Origin of the sequence: Pseudomonas rhizoryzae, from assembly GCF_005250615.1 — a bacterium.
Lineage (GTDB): Bacteria > Pseudomonadota > Gammaproteobacteria > Pseudomonadales > Pseudomonadaceae > Chryseomonas > Chryseomonas rhizoryzae.
In genome coordinates, this window is record NZ_SULM01000009.1 from 173,307 (window position 1) to 191,100 (window position 17,794).

The 17,794-nt window shown below is 62.3% G+C and carries 15 protein-coding genes and 1 pseudogene; 3 read left to right on the top strand and 13 right to left on the bottom strand.

Going from position 1 to position 17,794, the window contains the following annotated elements:
• Nucleotides 1-21: 21 nt before the first annotated feature.
• The 5 genes from FAZ11_RS16505 to sdhC form a co-directional block, all read right to left on the bottom strand.
• On the bottom strand, nt 22-2,853 hold the full coding sequence (locus tag FAZ11_RS16505; protein ID WP_058767091.1) for a 2-oxoglutarate dehydrogenase E1 component: 2,832 nt from the start codon (nt 2,851-2,853) through the stop codon (nt 22-24).
• 186 nt (nt 2,854-3,039) lie between these two features.
• Nucleotides 3,040-3,744 carry a succinate dehydrogenase iron-sulfur subunit gene (locus FAZ11_RS16510; protein ID WP_058762470.1) on the bottom strand — a complete coding sequence of 235 codons (705 nt, stop codon included), beginning with the start codon at nt 3,742-3,744 and terminating at the stop codon, nt 3,040-3,042.
• Between the two features lie 11 nt (nt 3,745-3,755).
• Nucleotides 3,756-5,528, bottom strand: a complete 1,773-nt coding sequence (gene sdhA, locus FAZ11_RS16515; RefSeq protein ID WP_058762471.1) for a succinate dehydrogenase flavoprotein subunit — start codon at nt 5,526-5,528, stop codon at nt 3,756-3,758.
• Nucleotides 5,529-5,531: 3 nt separating this feature from the next.
• Nucleotides 5,532-5,900, bottom strand: coding sequence for a succinate dehydrogenase, hydrophobic membrane anchor protein (gene sdhD, locus FAZ11_RS16520; RefSeq protein WP_058762472.1), 369 nt, complete (start codon nt 5,898-5,900; stop codon nt 5,532-5,534).
• Nucleotides 5,894-6,280, bottom strand: coding sequence for a succinate dehydrogenase, cytochrome b556 subunit (sdhC, locus tag FAZ11_RS16525; RefSeq protein ID WP_167497019.1), 387 nt, complete (start codon nt 6,278-6,280; stop codon nt 5,894-5,896). The genes sdhD and sdhC overlap by 7 nt, the downstream gene beginning before the upstream one ends.
• Nucleotides 6,281-6,626: 346 nt before the next feature.
• On the opposite strand from sdhC, the gene gltA reads away from it, so the two are divergent.
• Entirely contained in the window at nt 6,627-7,907 is a 1,281-nt protein-coding gene (gltA, locus tag FAZ11_RS16530; protein WP_058762474.1) for a citrate synthase, read from the top strand.
• A 131-nt stretch (nt 7,908-8,038) separates the two neighbouring features.
• Here the strand turns inward: gltA and FAZ11_RS16535 are convergent, their stop codons facing one another.
• From FAZ11_RS16535 to ppsA, 6 genes are all read right to left on the bottom strand, one after another.
• Complete coding sequence (locus tag FAZ11_RS16535) at nt 8,039-9,094, bottom strand: OmpA family protein (RefSeq protein ID WP_058762475.1); 1,056 nt, start codon at nt 9,092-9,094, stop codon at nt 8,039-8,041.
• Between the two features lie 100 nt (nt 9,095-9,194).
• Complete coding sequence (gene sigX / locus FAZ11_RS16540) at nt 9,195-9,779, bottom strand: RNA polymerase sigma factor SigX (RefSeq protein ID WP_058762476.1); 585 nt, start codon at nt 9,777-9,779, stop codon at nt 9,195-9,197.
• Nucleotides 9,780-9,835: 56 nt separating this feature from the next.
• On the bottom strand, nt 9,836-10,660 hold the full coding sequence (locus FAZ11_RS16545; protein WP_058762477.1) for a mechanosensitive ion channel family protein: 825 nt from the start codon (nt 10,658-10,660) through the stop codon (nt 9,836-9,838).
• A gap of 5 nt (nt 10,661-10,665) precedes the next feature.
• Entirely contained in the window at nt 10,666-10,926 is a 261-nt protein-coding gene (locus tag FAZ11_RS16550; protein ID WP_058793577.1) for a hypothetical protein, read from the bottom strand.
• Between the two features lie 48 nt (nt 10,927-10,974).
• The gene (locus FAZ11_RS16555) at nt 10,975-11,976 is read right to left on the bottom strand and encodes a zinc transporter ZntB (RefSeq protein ID WP_058762478.1); all 1,002 of its coding nucleotides are present in this window, start codon (nt 11,974-11,976) and stop codon (nt 10,975-10,977) included.
• Nucleotides 11,977-12,129: 153 nt separating this feature from the next.
• Nucleotides 12,130-14,499 carry a phosphoenolpyruvate synthase gene (ppsA, locus tag FAZ11_RS16560; protein ID WP_137279352.1) on the bottom strand — a complete coding sequence of 790 codons (2,370 nt, stop codon included), beginning with the start codon at nt 14,497-14,499 and terminating at the stop codon, nt 12,130-12,132.
• A 127-nt stretch (nt 14,500-14,626) separates the two neighbouring features.
• Between ppsA and ppsR the strand changes: the two genes are divergently transcribed.
• Nucleotides 14,627-15,445: a posphoenolpyruvate synthetase regulatory kinase/phosphorylase PpsR gene (gene ppsR / locus FAZ11_RS16565; protein ID WP_058767088.1), complete on the top strand. Its 819-nt coding sequence runs from the start codon at nt 14,627-14,629 to the stop codon at nt 15,443-15,445.
• A gap of 44 nt (nt 15,446-15,489) precedes the next feature.
• Nucleotides 15,490-16,119, top strand: coding sequence for a LysE family translocator (locus tag FAZ11_RS16570; RefSeq protein ID WP_058774098.1), 630 nt, complete (start codon nt 15,490-15,492; stop codon nt 16,117-16,119).
• A gap of 176 nt (nt 16,120-16,295) precedes the next feature.
• Here the strand turns inward: FAZ11_RS16570 and FAZ11_RS16575 are convergent.
• Nucleotides 16,296-17,072: pseudogene (locus FAZ11_RS16575) on the bottom strand (uroporphyrinogen decarboxylase/cobalamine-independent methonine synthase family protein); the annotation flags it as partial.
• A 217-nt stretch (nt 17,073-17,289) separates the two neighbouring features.
• Nucleotides 17,290-17,781 (bottom strand): GNAT family N-acetyltransferase, encoded by a 492-nt coding sequence (locus FAZ11_RS16580; protein WP_058762483.1) that lies wholly within the window; start codon nt 17,779-17,781, stop codon nt 17,290-17,292.
• Between the last annotated feature and the right edge of the window lie 13 nt (nt 17,782-17,794).

Here is a 17,794-nt window from a genome sequence, read left to right on the forward strand (position 1 = left end):
CTGTGGTAGTCGCGTGGCGAATCAAATAGTGAAGGCATCCGACAGCAGTTTTTCCTGCTGTTCGGCGTGCATGGAGGCATAGCCGCAAGCCGGGGCTGCCGAGGCATCGCGACCGGCGTACTCCAGGCCGAGACCGGCCTTGTAGGCGGAGACGGCGCGGCGCATGTGATGCTGGCTGCAGTACCAGGCGCCCTGGTTCATCGGCTCTTCCTGGCACCAGACCACGCGCTCGAGGTTCGGATAGCCAGCCAGGACTTCGGCCAGATCGTCTTCCGGGAAGGGGTAGAGCTGTTCCAGGCGGACGATGGCGATGTCCTGACGATTCTCGCTGCGGCGCTTTTCCAGCAGGTCGTAGTAGACCTTGCCGCTGCACAGCACCAGGCGCTTGACCTGCTGGGCATCGATGGGGTCCAGTTCGTTGATCACGGTCTGGAAGGAGCCATGGGCCAGATCTTCCAGGGTCGAGATGGCCAACTTGTGACGCAGCAGCGACTTGGGCGTGAGCACCACCAGCGGCTTGCGCAGCGGACGGATCACCTGGCGACGCAGCAGATGGTAGATCTGCGCCGGGGTGGTCGGCACGCAGACCTGAATGTTCTGCTCGGCGCACAGTTGCAGGTAACGCTCCAGGCGTGCCGAGGAGTGCTCCGGACCCTGGCCCTCGTAGCCATGGGGCAACAGCATGGTCAGGCCGCACAGGCGACCCCACTTGATCTCGCCGCTGGTGATGAACTGGTCGATGACGACCTGGGCACCGTTGGCGAAGTCACCGAACTGGGCTTCCCAGATCACCAGCGCGTTGGGCGTGGTGGTGGCGTAGCCGTATTCGAAGCCCAGCACCGCTTCCTCGGAGAGGAAGGAGTCGTAGATTTCGAACGAAGGCTGGTTATCCGCCAGATGCTGCAGGGGCACGTAAGGCACGGCGTCCTTCTGGTTGTGCAGTACCGCATGCCGGTGGGAGAAGGTGCCACGACCAACGTCCTGACCGGTGATACGGATCGGATGGCCTTCATGCAGCAGGGTGGCGTAAGCCATGGTCTCGGCGAAGCCCCAGTTCAGCGGCAGGCCACCGGCGGTCATCTTCTGCCGATCCTCGAGGATCTTGCCGACCTGGCGCTGCACCACGACGCCTTCCGGAATCTGCAGCAGCTTGTTGGCCAGCTCCTGCAGGGTCTTCAGATCGAAGCGCGTGTCATGGCGTGCGGTCCAGGCGTGGCCCAGGTAGGGTTTCCAGTCGACGAACAGATCGCGATTGGGCTCCTTGACCAGGCTGGCCACTACGTGGCGACCTTCGTCCAGGGCACCGCGGTAGGCTTCGAACTGCTCTTGAACCTGCTCGCTGGATACCACGCCAGCCTGGGTCAGGGCATCTGCGTAGAGGTCGCGGGTAGTACGCTGCTTGGCGATCTGCTGGTACATCAGCGGCTGGGTGCCGCTCGGCTCATCGGCCTCGTTGTGGCCGCGGCGGCGGTAGCAGACCAGGTCGATGACCACGTCACGCTTGAACTGCATGCGGTAGTCGACCGCCAGCTGGGTGACGAACAGCACCGCTTCGGGATCGTCGCCGTTCACGTGGAAGATCGGCGCCTGGATCATCTTGGCGACGTCGGTGGCGTACTCGGTGGAGCGCGCGTCTTCCTGGCGGTTGGTGGTGAAACCCACCTGGTTGTTGATGATGATGTGCAGGGTGCCACCGGTCTTGTAGGCACGGGTCTGCGACATCTGGAAGGTTTCCATGACCACGCCCTGGCCCGCGAAGGCGGCGTCGCCGTGGATGGCGATGGGCACGACCTTGTCGCCGCTGCGATCGCCACGGCGATCCTGGCGGGCACGCACCGACCCTTCCACTACTGGAGAGACGATCTCCAGGTGCGAGGGGTTGAACGCCAGCGCCAGGTGGACTTCGCCACCCTGGGTCATGACGTTGGACGAGAAGCCCTGGTGATACTTCACGTCACCGGAACCCAGTTCGACCAGCTTCTTGCCTTCGAACTCGTCGAAGAGATCGCGCGGGTTCTTGCCCAGGGTGTTGACCAGCACGTTCAGGCGACCCCGGTGGGCCATGCCGATCACCAGCTCCTTCACCCCATAGGAGCCGGAACGCTGGATGATCTCGTCGATCAGCGGAATCAGGCTCTCGCCACCTTCCAGACCGAATCTCTTGGTGCCCGGATACTTGGTGCCCAGGTACTTTTCCAGGCCTTCGGCAGCCGTCAGGCGCTCCAGCAGATGGGTACGAACTTCGGCGGAATATTGGGGGCGGCCACGGACGCTTTCCAAGCGCTGAAGGAACCAGCGACGCTCTTCGGAATCGACGATGTGCATGAACTCCGCACCCACTGTGCGGCAATATGTCTCTTGCAGCGCATCCCGGATTTCGCGGAGAGTTGCTTCCTCTTTGCCGATGAACAATTCACCGGTACGGAAGGTGGTATCCAGGTCGGCATCGGTCAAGCCGTAGTGATTCAGCAGCAGATCGGCAGGCGGCTGACGCTTCCACAGACCCAACGGGTCGAGTTGGGCGGCCTGATGGCCTTGCAGACGGAACGCCTGGATCAGACGCAGGACTTCGACCTGCTTCTTCTCGTGTTCGGAACTGACGGTACCGGCAGACACCGGTTGAGCTCGGCGCTGGTTCTTGCCCAGCAGAACGAAGTGATCGCGAATCGCAGAGTGTGCGACGTCCGGCGAGTTACCGGTTACCGCGGGCAGCTTCTGGAAGTAGGTGCGCCACTCTTCCGGAACGGCATTCGCATCGTGCAGAAACAGCTCATAGAGCTCTTCCACGTAAGCAGCGTTGCCGCCGGACAGGTGAGCGCTGTCCCACAGTTGCTGCATCTGACTTTCGTGCATCTAGATCACCCCTTCGGCAGAGATAGCATCAACCGATGACCCGTTTCCTGCGTGGAACCCGGCCTCACTGCGGCTGCGCCAATGCCCGGATGCTGTTCCGGGTATCCCTGAATGGACGTTGGTTGAATCAAGCTATCAAGGTCGCTAACGAACCCGCCCGGCACAACTGGCCGGGCGGGACGTGGATCAGGTACCGCTCTGCAGCAGCATCGCCCGCACATGGCCAATGGCCTTGGTCGGGTTCAGCCCCTTGGGGCAGACCGCCACGCAGTTCATGATCGAGCGGCAGCGGAACACGCTGAACGGATCGTCCATGGCAGCCAGGCGTTCCTGGGTCTTGGTATCGCGGCTGTCAGCCAGGAAACGATAGGCTTGCAGCAGCGCGGCCGGGCCGAGGAACTTGTCGGGGTTCCACCAGAAGGACGGGCAGGACGTCGAGCAGCAGGCGCACAGAATGCACTCGTACAGACCGTCGATCTTCTCGCGATCTTCCGGGCTCTGCAGACGCTCGATGGCCGGTGCCGGGGTCTCGTTCTGCAGGAACGGCTTCACCTTCTCGTATTGCTTGTAGAAGATGCTCATGTCGACGACGAGGTCACGGATGACCGGCAGACCCGGCAGCGGACGCACCACCAGCTTGTCGTTCTTGACCACGGACGACAGCGGCGTAATGCACGCCAGGCCGTTCTTGCCGTTGATGTTCATACCGTCGGAGCCGCAGACGCCTTCGCGGCAGGAGCGACGGTAGGAGAAGCCTTCATCCTGCTCTTTGATCAGAGCCAGGACGTCCAACACCATGAGGTCCTTCCCACCGGTATCGACCTGGAACTCCTGCATGGACGGCAGGCCGTCCTGATCCGGGTTGTAACGATATACGCTGACTTTCAACATGGTGGTCACCTTTAGTAAGTCCGAACCTTGGGTTCGAACATCGGTACGGTCTTGGGCGCGAAGTTGACTCCACGCTTACTGACCCGCTTTTCACCGGGGAAATAGAGGGTGTGGCACAGCCAGTTCTCGTCATCGCGCTCCTCGAAGTCTTCGCGAGCGTGAGCACCACGGGACTCCTTGCGGTTCTCGGCGGCGATGGCGGTCGCCTCGGCCACTTCGAGCAGGTTCTGCAGCTCGAGCGCCTCGATGCGGGCGGTGTTGAAGCCCTGGCTCTTGTCGTTGATCTTGACCTTGGCGATACGCTCGCGCAGCTGCGCCAGCTCAGCGATACCCTTCTGCATGTATTCGCCGGTACGGAATACGCCGAAGTAGTTCTGCATGCAGGTCTGCAGCTGCTTGCGCAGGGTAGCGACGTCTTCGCCGGTGGTGCGCTCGTTGACGCCGGACAGGCGCTGCAACGAGGCTTCCAGATCGCTTTCCGACGCACCGCGGTGCTCGATGCCGTCCTTGAGCGCCTTCTCCAGGTGCAGACCAGCCGCACGACCGAAGACCACCAGGTCCAGCAGCGAGTTGCCACCCAGGCGGTTGGCGCCATGCACGGACACGCAAGCCACTTCGCCCACGGCGAACAGGCCTTCGATGATCTTGTCGTTGCCGTTGGCGTCCTGAGTGATGGCCTGGCCATGGATGTTGGTGGCGATGCCGCCCATCATATAGTGGCAGGTCGGGATCACGGGGACCGGAGCGACGACCGGATCGACGTGGGCGAAGGTCTTGGACAGTTCGCAGATGCCAGGCAGGCGGCTGTGCAGCACCTCTTCGCCGAGGTGGTCCAGCTTCAGCAGCACGTGGTCGCCATTGGGACCGCAGCCGTTGCCGGCCAGTACTTCCTTGACCATGGAACGGGCGACCACGTCGCGGCCGGCCAGATCCTTGGCGTTGGGCGCATAACGCTCCATGAAGCGCTCGCCGTGCTTGTTGATCAGATAGCCGCCTTCACCGCGGCAACCTTCGGTGACCAGTACCCCGGCGCCGGCGATGCCGGTCGGGTGGAACTGCCACATCTCGATGTCCTGCACCGGCACGCCGGCGCGCAGGGCCATGCCCACGCCGTCACCGGTATTGATCAGGGCATTGGTGGTGGAGGCGTAGATACGACCGGCACCGCCGGTAGCCAGCACGGTAGCCTTGGATTTGACGTAGACGGTTTCGCCGGTCTCGATGCAGATGGCGATAACGCCGACCACGACGCCATCCTGGTTCTTGACCAGGTCCACGGCGTACCACTCGTTGAGGAACACCGTGTTGTTCTTCAGGTTGCCCTGATAGAGGGTGTGCAGCAGAGCGTGACCGGTACGGTCGGCCGCGGCGCAGGTACGCGCGGCTTGGCCACCCTTGCCGTAGTCCTTGGACTGACCGCCGAAGGGGCGCTGATAGATACGGCCCTGCTCGGTACGAGAGAACGGCAGCCCCATGTGCTCGAGTTCGAAGACCGCTTCCGGACCAACGGAGCACATGTATTCGATGGCGTCCTGGTCACCGATGTAGTCCGACCCCTTGACGGTGTCGTACATGTGCCAGCGCCAATCGTCGTTCGGGTCGGCCGAAGCGATGGCGCAGGTGATGCCGCCCTGGGCGGACACGGTGTGGGAACGGGTCGGGAAGACCTTGGTGATCACCGCGGTCTTGTGACCGGACTGGGCCAGTTGCAGGGCCGCGCGCATACCGGCGCCGCCACCACCTACGATGATGGCATCAAACGAAATATGACGAATTGTGGACATAGATCAAACACCCCAGAAGATCTGCACGCCCCAGACGAAGAACGCGAACATCGCGAACCCGCATACCGCCTGGAACAGGAAACGCACGGCGGTAGCACCCTTACCGATCGCCATGGTGGTCAGGTAGTCGGTGGAGATGGTCCACATACCGACCCACGCATGGACGCAGATGGACACCAGCGCCAACAGGCTGAAGATGCGCATCAGGGTGTGGGAGAACAGGCCGTGCCATTGCTCGAAGGTGAGCCCTGGGTGAAGGATCAGGAAGCCGATCAGGAAGAGGAAATAAGCCGCGAGAACGACTGCCGAAACCCGCTGAGCCATCCAGTCGTAGAGACCGGAACGCGAAAGATTGGTGACGTTGGTTACCATACCCAAACCCCTGCCAGAATGATCAGAACTGCGGAAATGACCAGCACTAGCTGCGCACCCAGCTTGCCGCCCTGCAGGGTTTCGCCGGCGCCGCCGTCCATGATCAGGTGCCGGATGCCGGCGACCAGGTGGTAGAGCAACGCGGACAGCAGACCCCAGATCACCAGCTTGACCAGCGGATAGGCCAGAAAAGCTTTCACCTGATCGAAGCCTTCCTCGCTACCCAGCGACAGGTGCAGCCCATAGAGCATTACCGCGATGCCGAGAAACAGGATGACGCCGGAGATACGGTGAAGGATCGAGGTATAAGCTGTGATAGGAAGTTTTATGGTCCTGAGATCTAGGTTTACAGGTCGTTTGCTATTCACGGCTTCTTTCACACTGAGGGCCCAATTGCGGTCGGGCTAGTTATAGGAGATCCCACATCTGCTACACGCTTCTGGATCGAAGCGTCGACCGCTCGGCATCAGGCTCGCCGACCCGGTACGGTCGGGCGAGAATTATAGACAGTTAGCCTACTCATGACAAACGCGGATGCCCGATTCCGACGTCGCCAGCTGATATTCAGAAGCCTGCGTGTTAATGTCTTTTCGCCGCACAATCCGGCCATAAAGCCCCTCTAGGCGGATATTTTCGTAAATTGACTTTCAAATTTATCCCTCTATAGTGGGCGAGGCCCTGAGTGGAGGGTTTATTGATGATTTCAAAGCAAAATAAGGAGGCCTAATGGCTGACAAGAAAGCGCAGTTGATCATCTCGGGAGCGGATCCGGTTGACCTGCCCGTTATGTCCGGCACGCTTGGCCCGGACGTGATCGATGTTCGCAACCTCACCTCCACTGGTGTGTTCACCTTCGACCCGGGCTTCATGTCCACCGCGTCCTGCGAGTCCAAGATCACCTACATCGATGGTGACAAGGGCATCCTGCTGCATCGCGGCTATCCCATCGAGCAACTGGCGGAAAAATCCGACTATCTCGAGACCTGTTACCTGCTGCTCAAGGGTGAGTTGCCCAACGCACAAGAAAAGACGCAGTTCGTCGATACCATCAAGAACCACACCATGGTTCATGAGCAACTGAAGAACTTCTTCAACGGTTTCCGCCGCGATGCCCACCCCATGGCCATCATGTGTGGTGTGGTCGGCGCCCTCTCGGCCTTCTATCACGACTCCCTGGACATCACCGATCCGCAGCACCGCGAGATCTCGGCGATGCGCCTGATCGCCAAGATGCCGACCCTGGCAGCGATGGTGCACAAGTACTCCATGGGCCAGCCGATGATGTATCCCCGCAACAACCTGGGATACGCGGAAAACTTCCTGCACATGATGTTCAACACGCCGTGCGAGGAAAAGCCGATCAGTCCGGTGCTGGCCCGCGCCATGGACCGCATCTTCATCCTGCATGCGGACCATGAGCAGAACGCCTCCACCTCCACCGTCCGCCTGGCGGGCTCTTCGGGTGCCAACCCCTTCGCCTGTATCGCTGCCGGCATCGCCGCACTCTGGGGCCCAGCCCACGGTGGTGCCAACGAAGCCGTGCTGAAGATGCTGGACGAGATTGGCGATGTCTCCAACATCGACAAGTTCGTCGCCAAGGCCAAGGACAAGAACGACCCCTTCAAGCTGATGGGCTTCGGCCATCGCGTGTACAAGAACTTCGATCCGCGCGCCACGGTGATGAAGAAGACCTGCGATGAGGTATTGGTCGAACTCGGCATCAACGATCCGCAGCTGGAACTGGCCATGCGCCTGGAAGAGCTGGCACGCAAGGATTCCTATTTCGTCGAGCGCAACCTCTACCCGAACGTGGACTTCTACTCCGGCATCATCCTCAAGGCGATCGGCATTCCGACCAGCATGTTCACCGTGATCTTCGCCATGGCCCGTACCGTCGGCTGGATCTCGCACTGGCAGGAAATGCTGTCCGGTCCCTACAAGATCGGCCGGCCGCGCCAGCTGTATACCGGCGTGACCCAGCGCGACATTCCGGACGATCGCGGCTGATCCCGCTCCGGCAAGAAAAAGACCCCGCAGCTGCGGGGTTTTTTATTGCCGGTCTGACTGGCGCCCTTCAAATATCCCAGACACAAAAAAGCCCGCGCTAGGCGGGCTTTTTTGTGTCTGGATCAGGCGAATTACTTGGCCTGAGCTTCGACCGAGGCTTCTACGCGACGGTTGACAGCGCGACCGGCTTCGGTGGCGTTGTCAGCAACCGGGTGGGCCTCACCGTAACCAACGGCGTTCACGCGGCTGCCCTGCACGCCGTACTGGTTGACCAGCACGTTACGCACGGCGTTGGCACGACGCTCGGACAGCTTCTGGTTGTAGGCTTCGGTGCCGACGGAGTCGGTGTAGCCTTCAACAGTGGTCGAGGTCTGCGGGTACTGCTGCATGAAATCAGCCAGGTTCTTGATGTCGGCATAGCTGTTGGGCTTAACAACGGCCTTGTCGAAATCGAACTTCACGTCCAGCTCGACGCGAACGGTTTCGGCGGCAGCCGGGCAGCCATTGGCGTCAACGGTGACGTTGGCCGGAGTGTTCGGGCACTTGTCGACGTTGTCGCAGACGCCGTCGTTGTCGGAGTCGGTGCAGACGTCGGCAACAGGAGCCGGGGCCGGAGCCGGGGCAACGGCTTTCTTGGTGGAACCACCGAAGTTCAGACCAACACCTACAGCAGCGCTCCACTCGGTATCGCCGTAGTCGATGTTGTAGTTGGCTTGCACGCCGGTACGGGCGTACAGGTTCTCGGTGAAGTAGTACTTCAGACCGGCACCAACGTTGGCGTAAGTGGAACGGTCACGACCACCCTGGTTGATGTCGCGGTTGCTGATGGACTGGTGAGCGAAGCCACCAGACACGTACGGACGCAGACCGACGCCGGGCTGACCGAAGTGGTAGTAGGCATCCAGCGCAGCCAGGCTGCCCTTGATGTTCTTGTGACCCAGGTCGTGATCGCCACGAGCGTTGTGGTACTCGCCGTAGGACAACGCCAGCTCAACGTCGTCGGTCAGGAAGTAGCCAACGGAACCGCCGTACAGGTCGGCGTTGGTCATGTTGCGGGAGCTGTCAGTGAACAGACGGCTACCGAACAGCTCGGTCTCGACGGCGCCTTGACCTTGTGCCAGGGCGCTCAGCGAGGCGCTTGCCAGCAGGGAGCCGATCACGACGCCCAAGGTGCTCTTCAGTTTCATCCTTTGTATCCCCATTTTAGTGGTACTAATTCCGGCAATCTCCGGAGGCTTCGACAACAAGTTTTCGTGAAGTTCAAAAACTTACGGCAGACTCATTCCGTCAGCCCTCAACTTCCGCTGCGAACTTGTCACGCAGTTTGTCGAGTGCCCGCTTGTACCGCATCTTGGTGGCGCTAAGCCCCATGTGCATGATATCGGCGATCTCTTGAAACTCCAGTTCCGCAACGAAACGCAGCACCAGGATTTCCCGATCGATCTGCCCCACATGGACCAGCCAGCGATCCATTCCTCCCTTTTCCTCCAGCTTGGGCGCCCGCTCCTCGGACGCTTCCTCCATCGGATCCAGGCTTAATGCCTCCACCAGGCGCCGCTTGCGACGCTCCTTGCGGTACTGGGTGATGCACTCATTGTAGGTAATGCTGTACAGCCAGGTCTTAAATTTCGATTTGCCTTCGAAATTCTTCAAACCGTAAAGGACCTTCAGCATGATCTCCTGGCAGACATCGTCCGCGTCCCGGTCGTTCCCCAGGTAACGGGCACAGACGTTGAACAGAGTGCGCTGGTAGCGGCGCATCAGTTCCTCGTAGGCTCGCGTCACATGGAAGAGTTCGCCATGCGCACGCTGCACCAGCTCTTCGTCGCTGAGCGCAGTCGGGTCATAGGCGTGAGGGGCGGGCTTGTTCAAGTCGGAAGATGGCTACCAAAAATTGGCGGGCATGATAGCCATCTCCGCGCCCCCTGTCAGCGACTGCGAACCTGGGCCTCCAGTAATAGACGATTCGGGACCGAAACGATCTCACCCTCTTCAGTCAGAATGAGGGTCTTGGCGGTACCGATCTCCTCGATTTCACCCTCGACCTCGGCCAAGGTCACCCACTGACCCACCTCATAGAGTTCACGCACGTAGATGCCGGCCAGAATCTGCGCGACCAAGCCGCGGCTACCGAGCCCCAGCGCCAGTGCCGCAGCCAGGGCGAAGGCAGTGAGGACGATGGCGATGACCATGTTGAGCAGTTCGGTCTTGATCTCCAACTGTCCGACGGCGACCGAAATCGAAATGATGATGACCAGGCCTTGGGCCAGGCGCCCGAGACCGGCGGCGTAATCCAGGCCGACGCTCTCGGCTGCGCCATGCACCAGACCGCTGACCAGTTGCGCCAGCAACACGCCGACGATGAGGACCAGCGCAGCGCCGAAGATTTTCGGCACGTAGAGAGCCATGACGTCCAGCGTGGACGACACCCGCTGCAGTCCCAGGGACTCGGCCGCCGAGACCAGGAACACCAGCAGGACGAACCAGTAGACGATCCGGCCGATGAGGGTGGTGACCGGCATGCGGATACCGATCTTGGCCAGTTGCTTGGTGACTCCCGCGCCTGCCAGCACGCGGTCCAGGCCGAGCTTGGCCAGCACCTTGGACAGCACCGTATCGAGGATCTTGGCGACCGCGAAGCCGGCCAGGATCACCACCAGGGCACCGAGGACGTTGGGAATGAAGCCGGCCACCTTGCTCCACAGGGTGGTCATGGCGGATAGCAGGCTCTGGGTCCAGATATCGAATTCCATCTAGTTCAAGATCTCCGCGAAGAAGGACCGGTACGCCCGGAGCGGCGCGACCGCGGCTTCAAATGAGGCGCCCCATTGCCCAGCGCCATCAGCAGCGCGGATACCCAGTGCCGTCCGATCAGATCGAAGAGCGCGCCGGCACCGACCTGGCGGTTGGCCGTCTTGAGTACCCGATGCAAGCGGGCCTGGTCATCGCCCTCCTCGTCTTGCGGCCGAGCTGGGGTATTGAGCAGCGCCTTGAGGGACGCTTCGAAGGGATCGTGCATGAGCACCTCACTGGTCATTGTCTCTTGACGCAACGAGGTGGAAACGGGTCACAGCCAGCGCAGCCGACGGAACAGCCAGACCTGGAAGACCGCCACGGCACCGATCAACAGGCAAGCCACCAGGAAGCCGAAGGGTGAGGAAGAACCCGGCAGCCCGCCCATGTTCATCCCGAGCAGACCGGTGATGAAGCTGATGGGCAGGAAGAAACCGGTGATGATGGCGAGCAGATAGAGGGTGCGGTTGGTGCGTTCGGTGGTCGCGCGCTGCTCGGCCTCCTGCAGCAAGGCGACGCGCTCACGCATCAACTCCAGCTCTTCCAGGTTACGGACCAGGCTGTTGTGCAATTCGCTCCAGTAACCCTGGCTCGCCGCGGCGACGAACCAGGCGGGCTTGCCGCGCGACAGATCCGCATAGATGTCGCGTTGGGGAGCGAGGTAGCGACGCAAGCCCGTGGCGCGACGCCTGAGGGCTAGTACCCGGCCATGATCGGGTAGCGTCTTGTCGTCCTGATCGCTCTGCTCTTCGAGGCTGTCGAGTTGCTCGGAAAGGTCGCGAACCAGGTCGTCCACCCGACTGGTCATGTAGCTGGCCAGGTAGAGGACCAGATCTTCGGCACTCTGGGCGCCGATACCCGCCTCGATATCCTCCTGGACCTCGGCGGCGGCTTTCATGGGTCTCATGCGCAGGGAGATGACCCGCCGCTTTTCGACGAAGACGCGCAGCGAGACCATGTCTTCGGGAACGGCACCGGGGTTGAGATTCACCCCGCGCAGGAACAGCAGCAGGCTGTCGTCAGGCTGAGTGACCAGGCGCGGACGCGTCGCCTCTTCGAGCAGCAGGTCGCAGGCGAATTCACTCAGGCCACTGGACTGGCGCAGCCACGCCTGGGCTTCCGGGACGCTGCGATCCCAGTGCAGCCAGAGTACCTCGTGGGGCGCCGGCTCGACTTCCGCCAGTTCTCGACGGTTCAGCCGTCGTCCACCCCCGCGGCCATCGAGTAGATAGCCATAGATGAGGCCCTGCTCCACATCGCTGTCGTACTGCTGCATCTATCGTCTCGTGCGAGGATCACGACGCTACGGTATAGCGATCCGGCGAAGGCTGTACACCCTGGGGTTGGAACGGGGGAGACGATCGTTGGCGTGGGCTTGCGCCCGATCTCGGCTCACCCCGCCACCTGGGCGACGGGGTGAGCCGCTGGATCAGGCGTTGCCTTCGGCCAGGAAAAACCAGGTGTCGAGGACGGAGTCGGGGTTGAGGGACACGCTTTCGATCCCCTGCTCCATCAGCCACTTGGCGAGGTCCGGATGGTCCGAGGGACCCTGACCGCAGATGCCGATGTACTTGCCGGCGCGGTTGCAGGCGGCGATGGCATTGGCCAGCAGCTTCTTGACCGCCGGATTCCGCTCGTCGAACAGGTGGGCGATGATGCCGGAATCGCGGTCCAGGCCCAGGGTGAGCTGGGTCAGGTCGTTGGAGCCGATGGAGAAGCCGTCGAAGTGTTCGAGGAATTCGTCCGCCAGCAGCGCGTTGGAGGGCAGCTCGCACATCATGATGACGCGCAGGTCGTTCTCACCACGCTTGAGGCCATTCTCGCCGAGCAACTCGACCACGCGCGCCGCCTCGTCCAGGGTGCGCACGAAGGGCACCATGAGTTCGACGTTGGTCAGCCCCATCTCCTCGCGCACCTTCTTCATGGCGCGGCATTCCAGCTCGAAGCAGTCGCGGAAGTTCTCGCTGATGTAGCGGGACGCGCCGCGGAAGCCCAGCATGGGGTTCTCTTCCTCCGGCTCGTAGAGTTTGCCACCGATGAGGTTGGCGTATTCGTTGGACTTGAAGTCCGACAGGCGCACGATGACTTTCTTCGGCCAGAAGGCCGCGGCCAGGGTGGACACACCCTCCACCAGCTTCTCGACATAGAAGCCGACCGGGTCGGAATAGCCGGCGATGCGCTTGTCGACGCTTTCCTTCACCTCGAAGGGCAGGCTGTCGTAATTGAGCAGCGCCTTGGGGTGCACGCCGATCATGCGGTTGATGATGAATTCGAGACGCGCCAGGCCCACGCCGGCATTAGGCAGCTGGGCGAAGTCGAAGGCGCGGTCGGGGTTGCCGACGTTCATCATGATCTTGAACGGCAGCTCGGGCATGGCATCCACCGAGCTTTGGCGAATATCGAAGCCCAGTTCGCCTTCGTAGATCAGGCCGGTATCGCCCTCGGCGCAGGAGACGGTGACGGTCTGGCCATCCTTGAGCAGGCTGGTGGCGTTGCCGCAGCCGACCACCGCCGGGATGCCCAGCTCGCGGGCGATGATGGCGGCGTGGCAGGTGCGACCGCCGCGGTTGGTGACGATGGCGCTGGCACGCTTCATCACCGGTTCCCAATCGGGGTCGGTCATGTCGGAGACCAGCACGTCGCCGGGCTGGACGCGGTCCATCTCGCTGACGTCGCGGATGATCTTGACCTTGCCGGCGCCGATGCGCTGGCCGATGGCGCGGCCCTCGACCAGCACCTGGCCCTTGTCCTTGAGCAGGTAGCGTTCCATGACGGTGGCGCTGGCGCGGCTCTTCACGGTCTCGGGGCGGGCCTGGACGATGTAGAGCTTGCCGTCGTCCCCGTCCTTGGCCCATTCGATGTCCATGGGCCGGCCGTAGTGACGCTCGATGATCAGGGCCTGCTTGGCCAGTTCGGTGACTTCGGCGTCGGTGATGGAGAAGCGCGCACGGTCGGCGGGCTCGACGTCGACGGTACGGACGGAGCGACCGGCCTTGGCTTCTTCGCCGTAGACCATCTTGATGGCCTTGCTGCCCAGGTTGCGTCTGAGGATGGCCGGGCGGCCGGCTTCCAGGGTGGGCTTGTGGACATAGAACTCATCCGGGTTGACGGCACCCTGCACCACGGTCTCGCCAAGGCCGTAGGCGGCGGTGACGAAGACCGCATCGCGGAAGCCCGACTCGGTATCCAGGGTGAAGAGCACGCCGGCGGCGCCGGTCTCGGAGCGGACCATGCGCTGCACGCCGGCGGACAGGGCGACCAGCTTGTGATCGAAGCCCTGGTGCACGCGGTAGGCGATGGCGCGGTCATTGAAGAGAGAGGCGAAGACTTCCTTGGCGGCGCGGATGACGTTGTCGACGCCGCGGATGTTGAGGAAGGTTTCCTGCTGACCGGCGAAGGAGGCATCGGGCAGGTCTTCGGCGGTGGCCGAGGAGCGCACGGCGACGGCCAGGTTGGGGTTGCCGGCGGAGATTTCGGCGAAGGCCTTGCGGATTTCGCTGTCGAGGCGCTCCGGGAAAGGCGCGTCCATGACCCACTGGCGGATCTGGGCGCCGGTCTTGGCCAGGGCGTTGACGTCGTCGACGTCCAAGGCATCGAGGGCGGCATGAATGCGATCGTTCAGCCCGCTCTGCTCGAGGAAATCGCGGTAGGCCTGGGCCGTGGTGGCGAACCCGCCCGGTACGGAGACGCCCGCGCCGGCCAGGTTGGCGATCATCTCGCCGAGGGATGCGTTCTTGCCGCCCACGCGCTCGACGTCGTGTACGCCGAGCTGCTCCAGTGAAATTACATACTCGTCCAAGGTCTTCTCTCCATCTTGTGTCTTTGTGGGAAAGCAGTACGCCTCGGCGCTCGCCCCATGGACAGTGGACGGCGGTGGGTTACAGTGCAGCGATCCCTGCTCCGTACGCCACCAGGACGTCCATGCCATGCAACGAACCGCCTTTTTCATTTCCGACGGTACCGGCATCACGGCCGAAACCCTCGGTCAAAGCCTCCTGGCCCAGTTCGGGGACATCACCTTCAGGAAGGTCACCCGCCCCTACGTGGATACGCTGGACAAGGCCAGGGCCATGGTACAGCAGATCAATGCCGCCGCCGTTCAGGACGGCGCCCGGCCGATCATCTTCGACACCATCGTCAACCGTGACATCCGGGCCATTCTGGACCAGTCGAACGGGTTCATGATCGACATCTTCTCCACCTTTTTATCCCCGCTCGAACGGGAACTTTCCGCCGAATCTTCGTATTCGGTAGGGAAGTCACATTCGATCATGCACAACAGCCACTACATGGAGCGCATCGAGGCCGTCAATTTCGCACTCGAAAACGACGACGGTGCCCGCACCACCCACTATGCCCAGGCCGATCTCATCCTGGTGGGGGTCTCGCGTTGCGGCAAGACGCCGACCTGCCTCTATATGGCGCTGCAATACGGCATCCGCGCCGCCAACTATCCGCTGACCGAAGAGGACATGGAGCGCCTGCAGCTCCCCGCCTCGCTCAAGACCTACCGTGACAAGCTGTTCGGCTTGACCATCGACGCGGAGCGCCTGGCGGCGATCCGCCATGAACGCCGACCGAACAGCCGCTATGCCAGCTTCGCCCAGTGCGAATTCGAATTGCGCGAGGTGGAGAGTCTGTTCCGCCGCGAGAACATCTCCTTCATCAACACCACGCATTTTTCCGTGGAAGAGATCTCGGCGAAGATTCTGGTGGAGAAAGGCGTGGAAAGACGGTTCAAATAGCCCTCCTCCTCCCGCGCGGCCTGGCCGCGCCCAAGGCGATCGCCATGAATCTCATCGATGCCCTGCTGTTCTTTCCAGTCGCCCTGCTCATCGCCCTGACACCGGGACCCAATAACTTCTGCTCGCTGAGCAATGGCATCCGCTATGGCGCGGTCACGGCGGGGCTGGCCGCCTTGGGTCGCAATGTGGCCTTCACGGTCTTCCTGGTGATCTCAGCGGTCGGCCTGGGCGCCATGCTGCTGGCTTCGGAGCTGGCCTTCAGCGTCATCAAGTGGATCGGCGCGCTCTACCTGCTCTACCTGGGCGTGAGGAGTTGGCGCAGCCGAGCCTTCGAAGGGCTGGACCTGGCCGAGACCAGCACGGTGCAGCCGCGCGCGCTACACCGCTTGATGCTGCAGGAGTTCTTGATCGGCATCAGCAATCCCAAGGCGATCCTGCTGTTCGCCGCGATCTTCCCGCAATTCATCGATCCCAATCGGCCCACGGCGCAGCAATTCGCCTACCTGGGCGGCACGCACCTGTTCGCGGAAATGGTCGCTGCTTTCATCTATGGCCTCTTCGGCCGGCAGATTCGGCGCTTCATCCGCGGGCCACGCGGCGTGCGCCGGCTCAACCAGGCCACGGGTGCCTTCTTCGCCGGTGCCGGCGGGTTACTGCTGACCGCCCACCGCTAGTGCGGCGCCGATCAGCGCGACGCCAGCCCCGCCTGGGCAGCCCCTAGTTTCGCCAAGGCCGCCTCTATCGCCGACCAAGGTTTGCCCGCGGCCGGCACCGGCTTGGCTGCTGCGGCTTCGCGGGCGGCCCGGACCCATAGCGCGAACTCGGCATCTGCGGCGGCTGAGTGTGTACGGGCAGGCGCCAACCAGAGGCGCTCCTTGAGTCGTTCGCTCGCCTGGCGAATGAAGGTCAGGCGAGGCTCTTGCTGCCCCGGCTCTCGCTCGACCTGGCCCAGCGAGAGCGTCTTGTAGGCAGGCAGGCGGTCGAGCAGCGCCTGTTGCGCCTGAGCCGTACGCGGCCAGTCGACGTGCAGCCCCTCCACCGGCAAGCCGGTGGCCAGCCCCAGATTGTCCAGCAATTCGCCATGGCTCACCGCCAGGAGCTTCTTGAGCGGCTCGCGCTGCAGCAGGTTGTAGGCCCGCTCGAAGGCATTGCGCCACGCCAGGGGCAGTTCGAGAGTGAGGATGGGCTCATCGATCTGAATCCACTCCACCCCCTGCGCGGCCAACCGGGCGAAAATCTCGCCATAGACCGGCAGCAGGCGTTCCAGGAGATCGAGCCGCTCCACGTCGGTGTCGCGGGCGCGACCGAGCCAGAGGTAGCTCAGCGGCCCCAGGATGATGGGTTTGACGGCCAGGCCAAGTGCCCGGGCCTCGGCTACCTCGTCGAACAGCTGCTCCCAACCGATGGCGAACGCTTGATCGCGAGCGAATTCAGGGACCTGATAGGACTGTTCGCTAGCGAACCAGCGTGCCCGGGCGCTTTGATCCTGTCGAGCGGCAACGGAGGGCTGGCCAGAGCTCAGGCCTACCAGGAAAGAGTGCGCCAGGACCCGGTCGCCCCAGGCGAAGTCGCCCACGGCCAGCAGCTCGATACCTGCCGCCTGCTGAGTGCGCCAGTGTTCCTGACGTCTTTGCTGCCCGGCGCTGAACGCGGCGATGGCGCCAGACTCAAGACTGTTCGCCGAGGCCGAATCCTGGTGTCGCTCGATCCGCGAAGAACCCTGGGAATGAATCCTGACCATTGCACACCTCCACCTGAACAGAGTGGAGATTGTCCTATCCGGGACTGCATGAGACAAACTCAGGTTTCTTGTATGGAACTCAAGTTTTCCTCATACACCCCCATCAGGGCTTGAAGCGCGCCATGCTGTAGACGTCGACGAAGACCCCGTCGCGCAGCGCATAACGGCGCAGCAGCCCCTCCTCTTCGAAACCGAATTTGCGGTACAGCGCCAAGGCCGGCTCGTTGTCGCTGAACACGGTCAGCTCCACTCGCTGCAGGTTCATCCAGTTGTCGGCGAGATCGAGCAAGGCAGCCAGCAGTTGGCTACCGATGCCCTGCCCTTGGCAATCGCGGGCGACGCCCATGCCGATCGCACCGCAATGCTGGCGGCGAATGCGTGGCTGCTGTTCGAGGCTGGCGCTGCCCACCACCCGGCCCTGCTGCAAGGCGACCAGAGCCACCCGCCCTTCGCGTTCGCCATTCATACGCTGCCGCCACTGCTCGGCGGTCTGGTAGGGCAGTTGCAGAACTTGTCGTGCCACCGCTGGATCGCCATAGAGGGCGGCCAGCCCTTCGGCATGGCGTTCGGCGAAGCGCTCCAACTGGATGGACATGTGCGTGACTCCA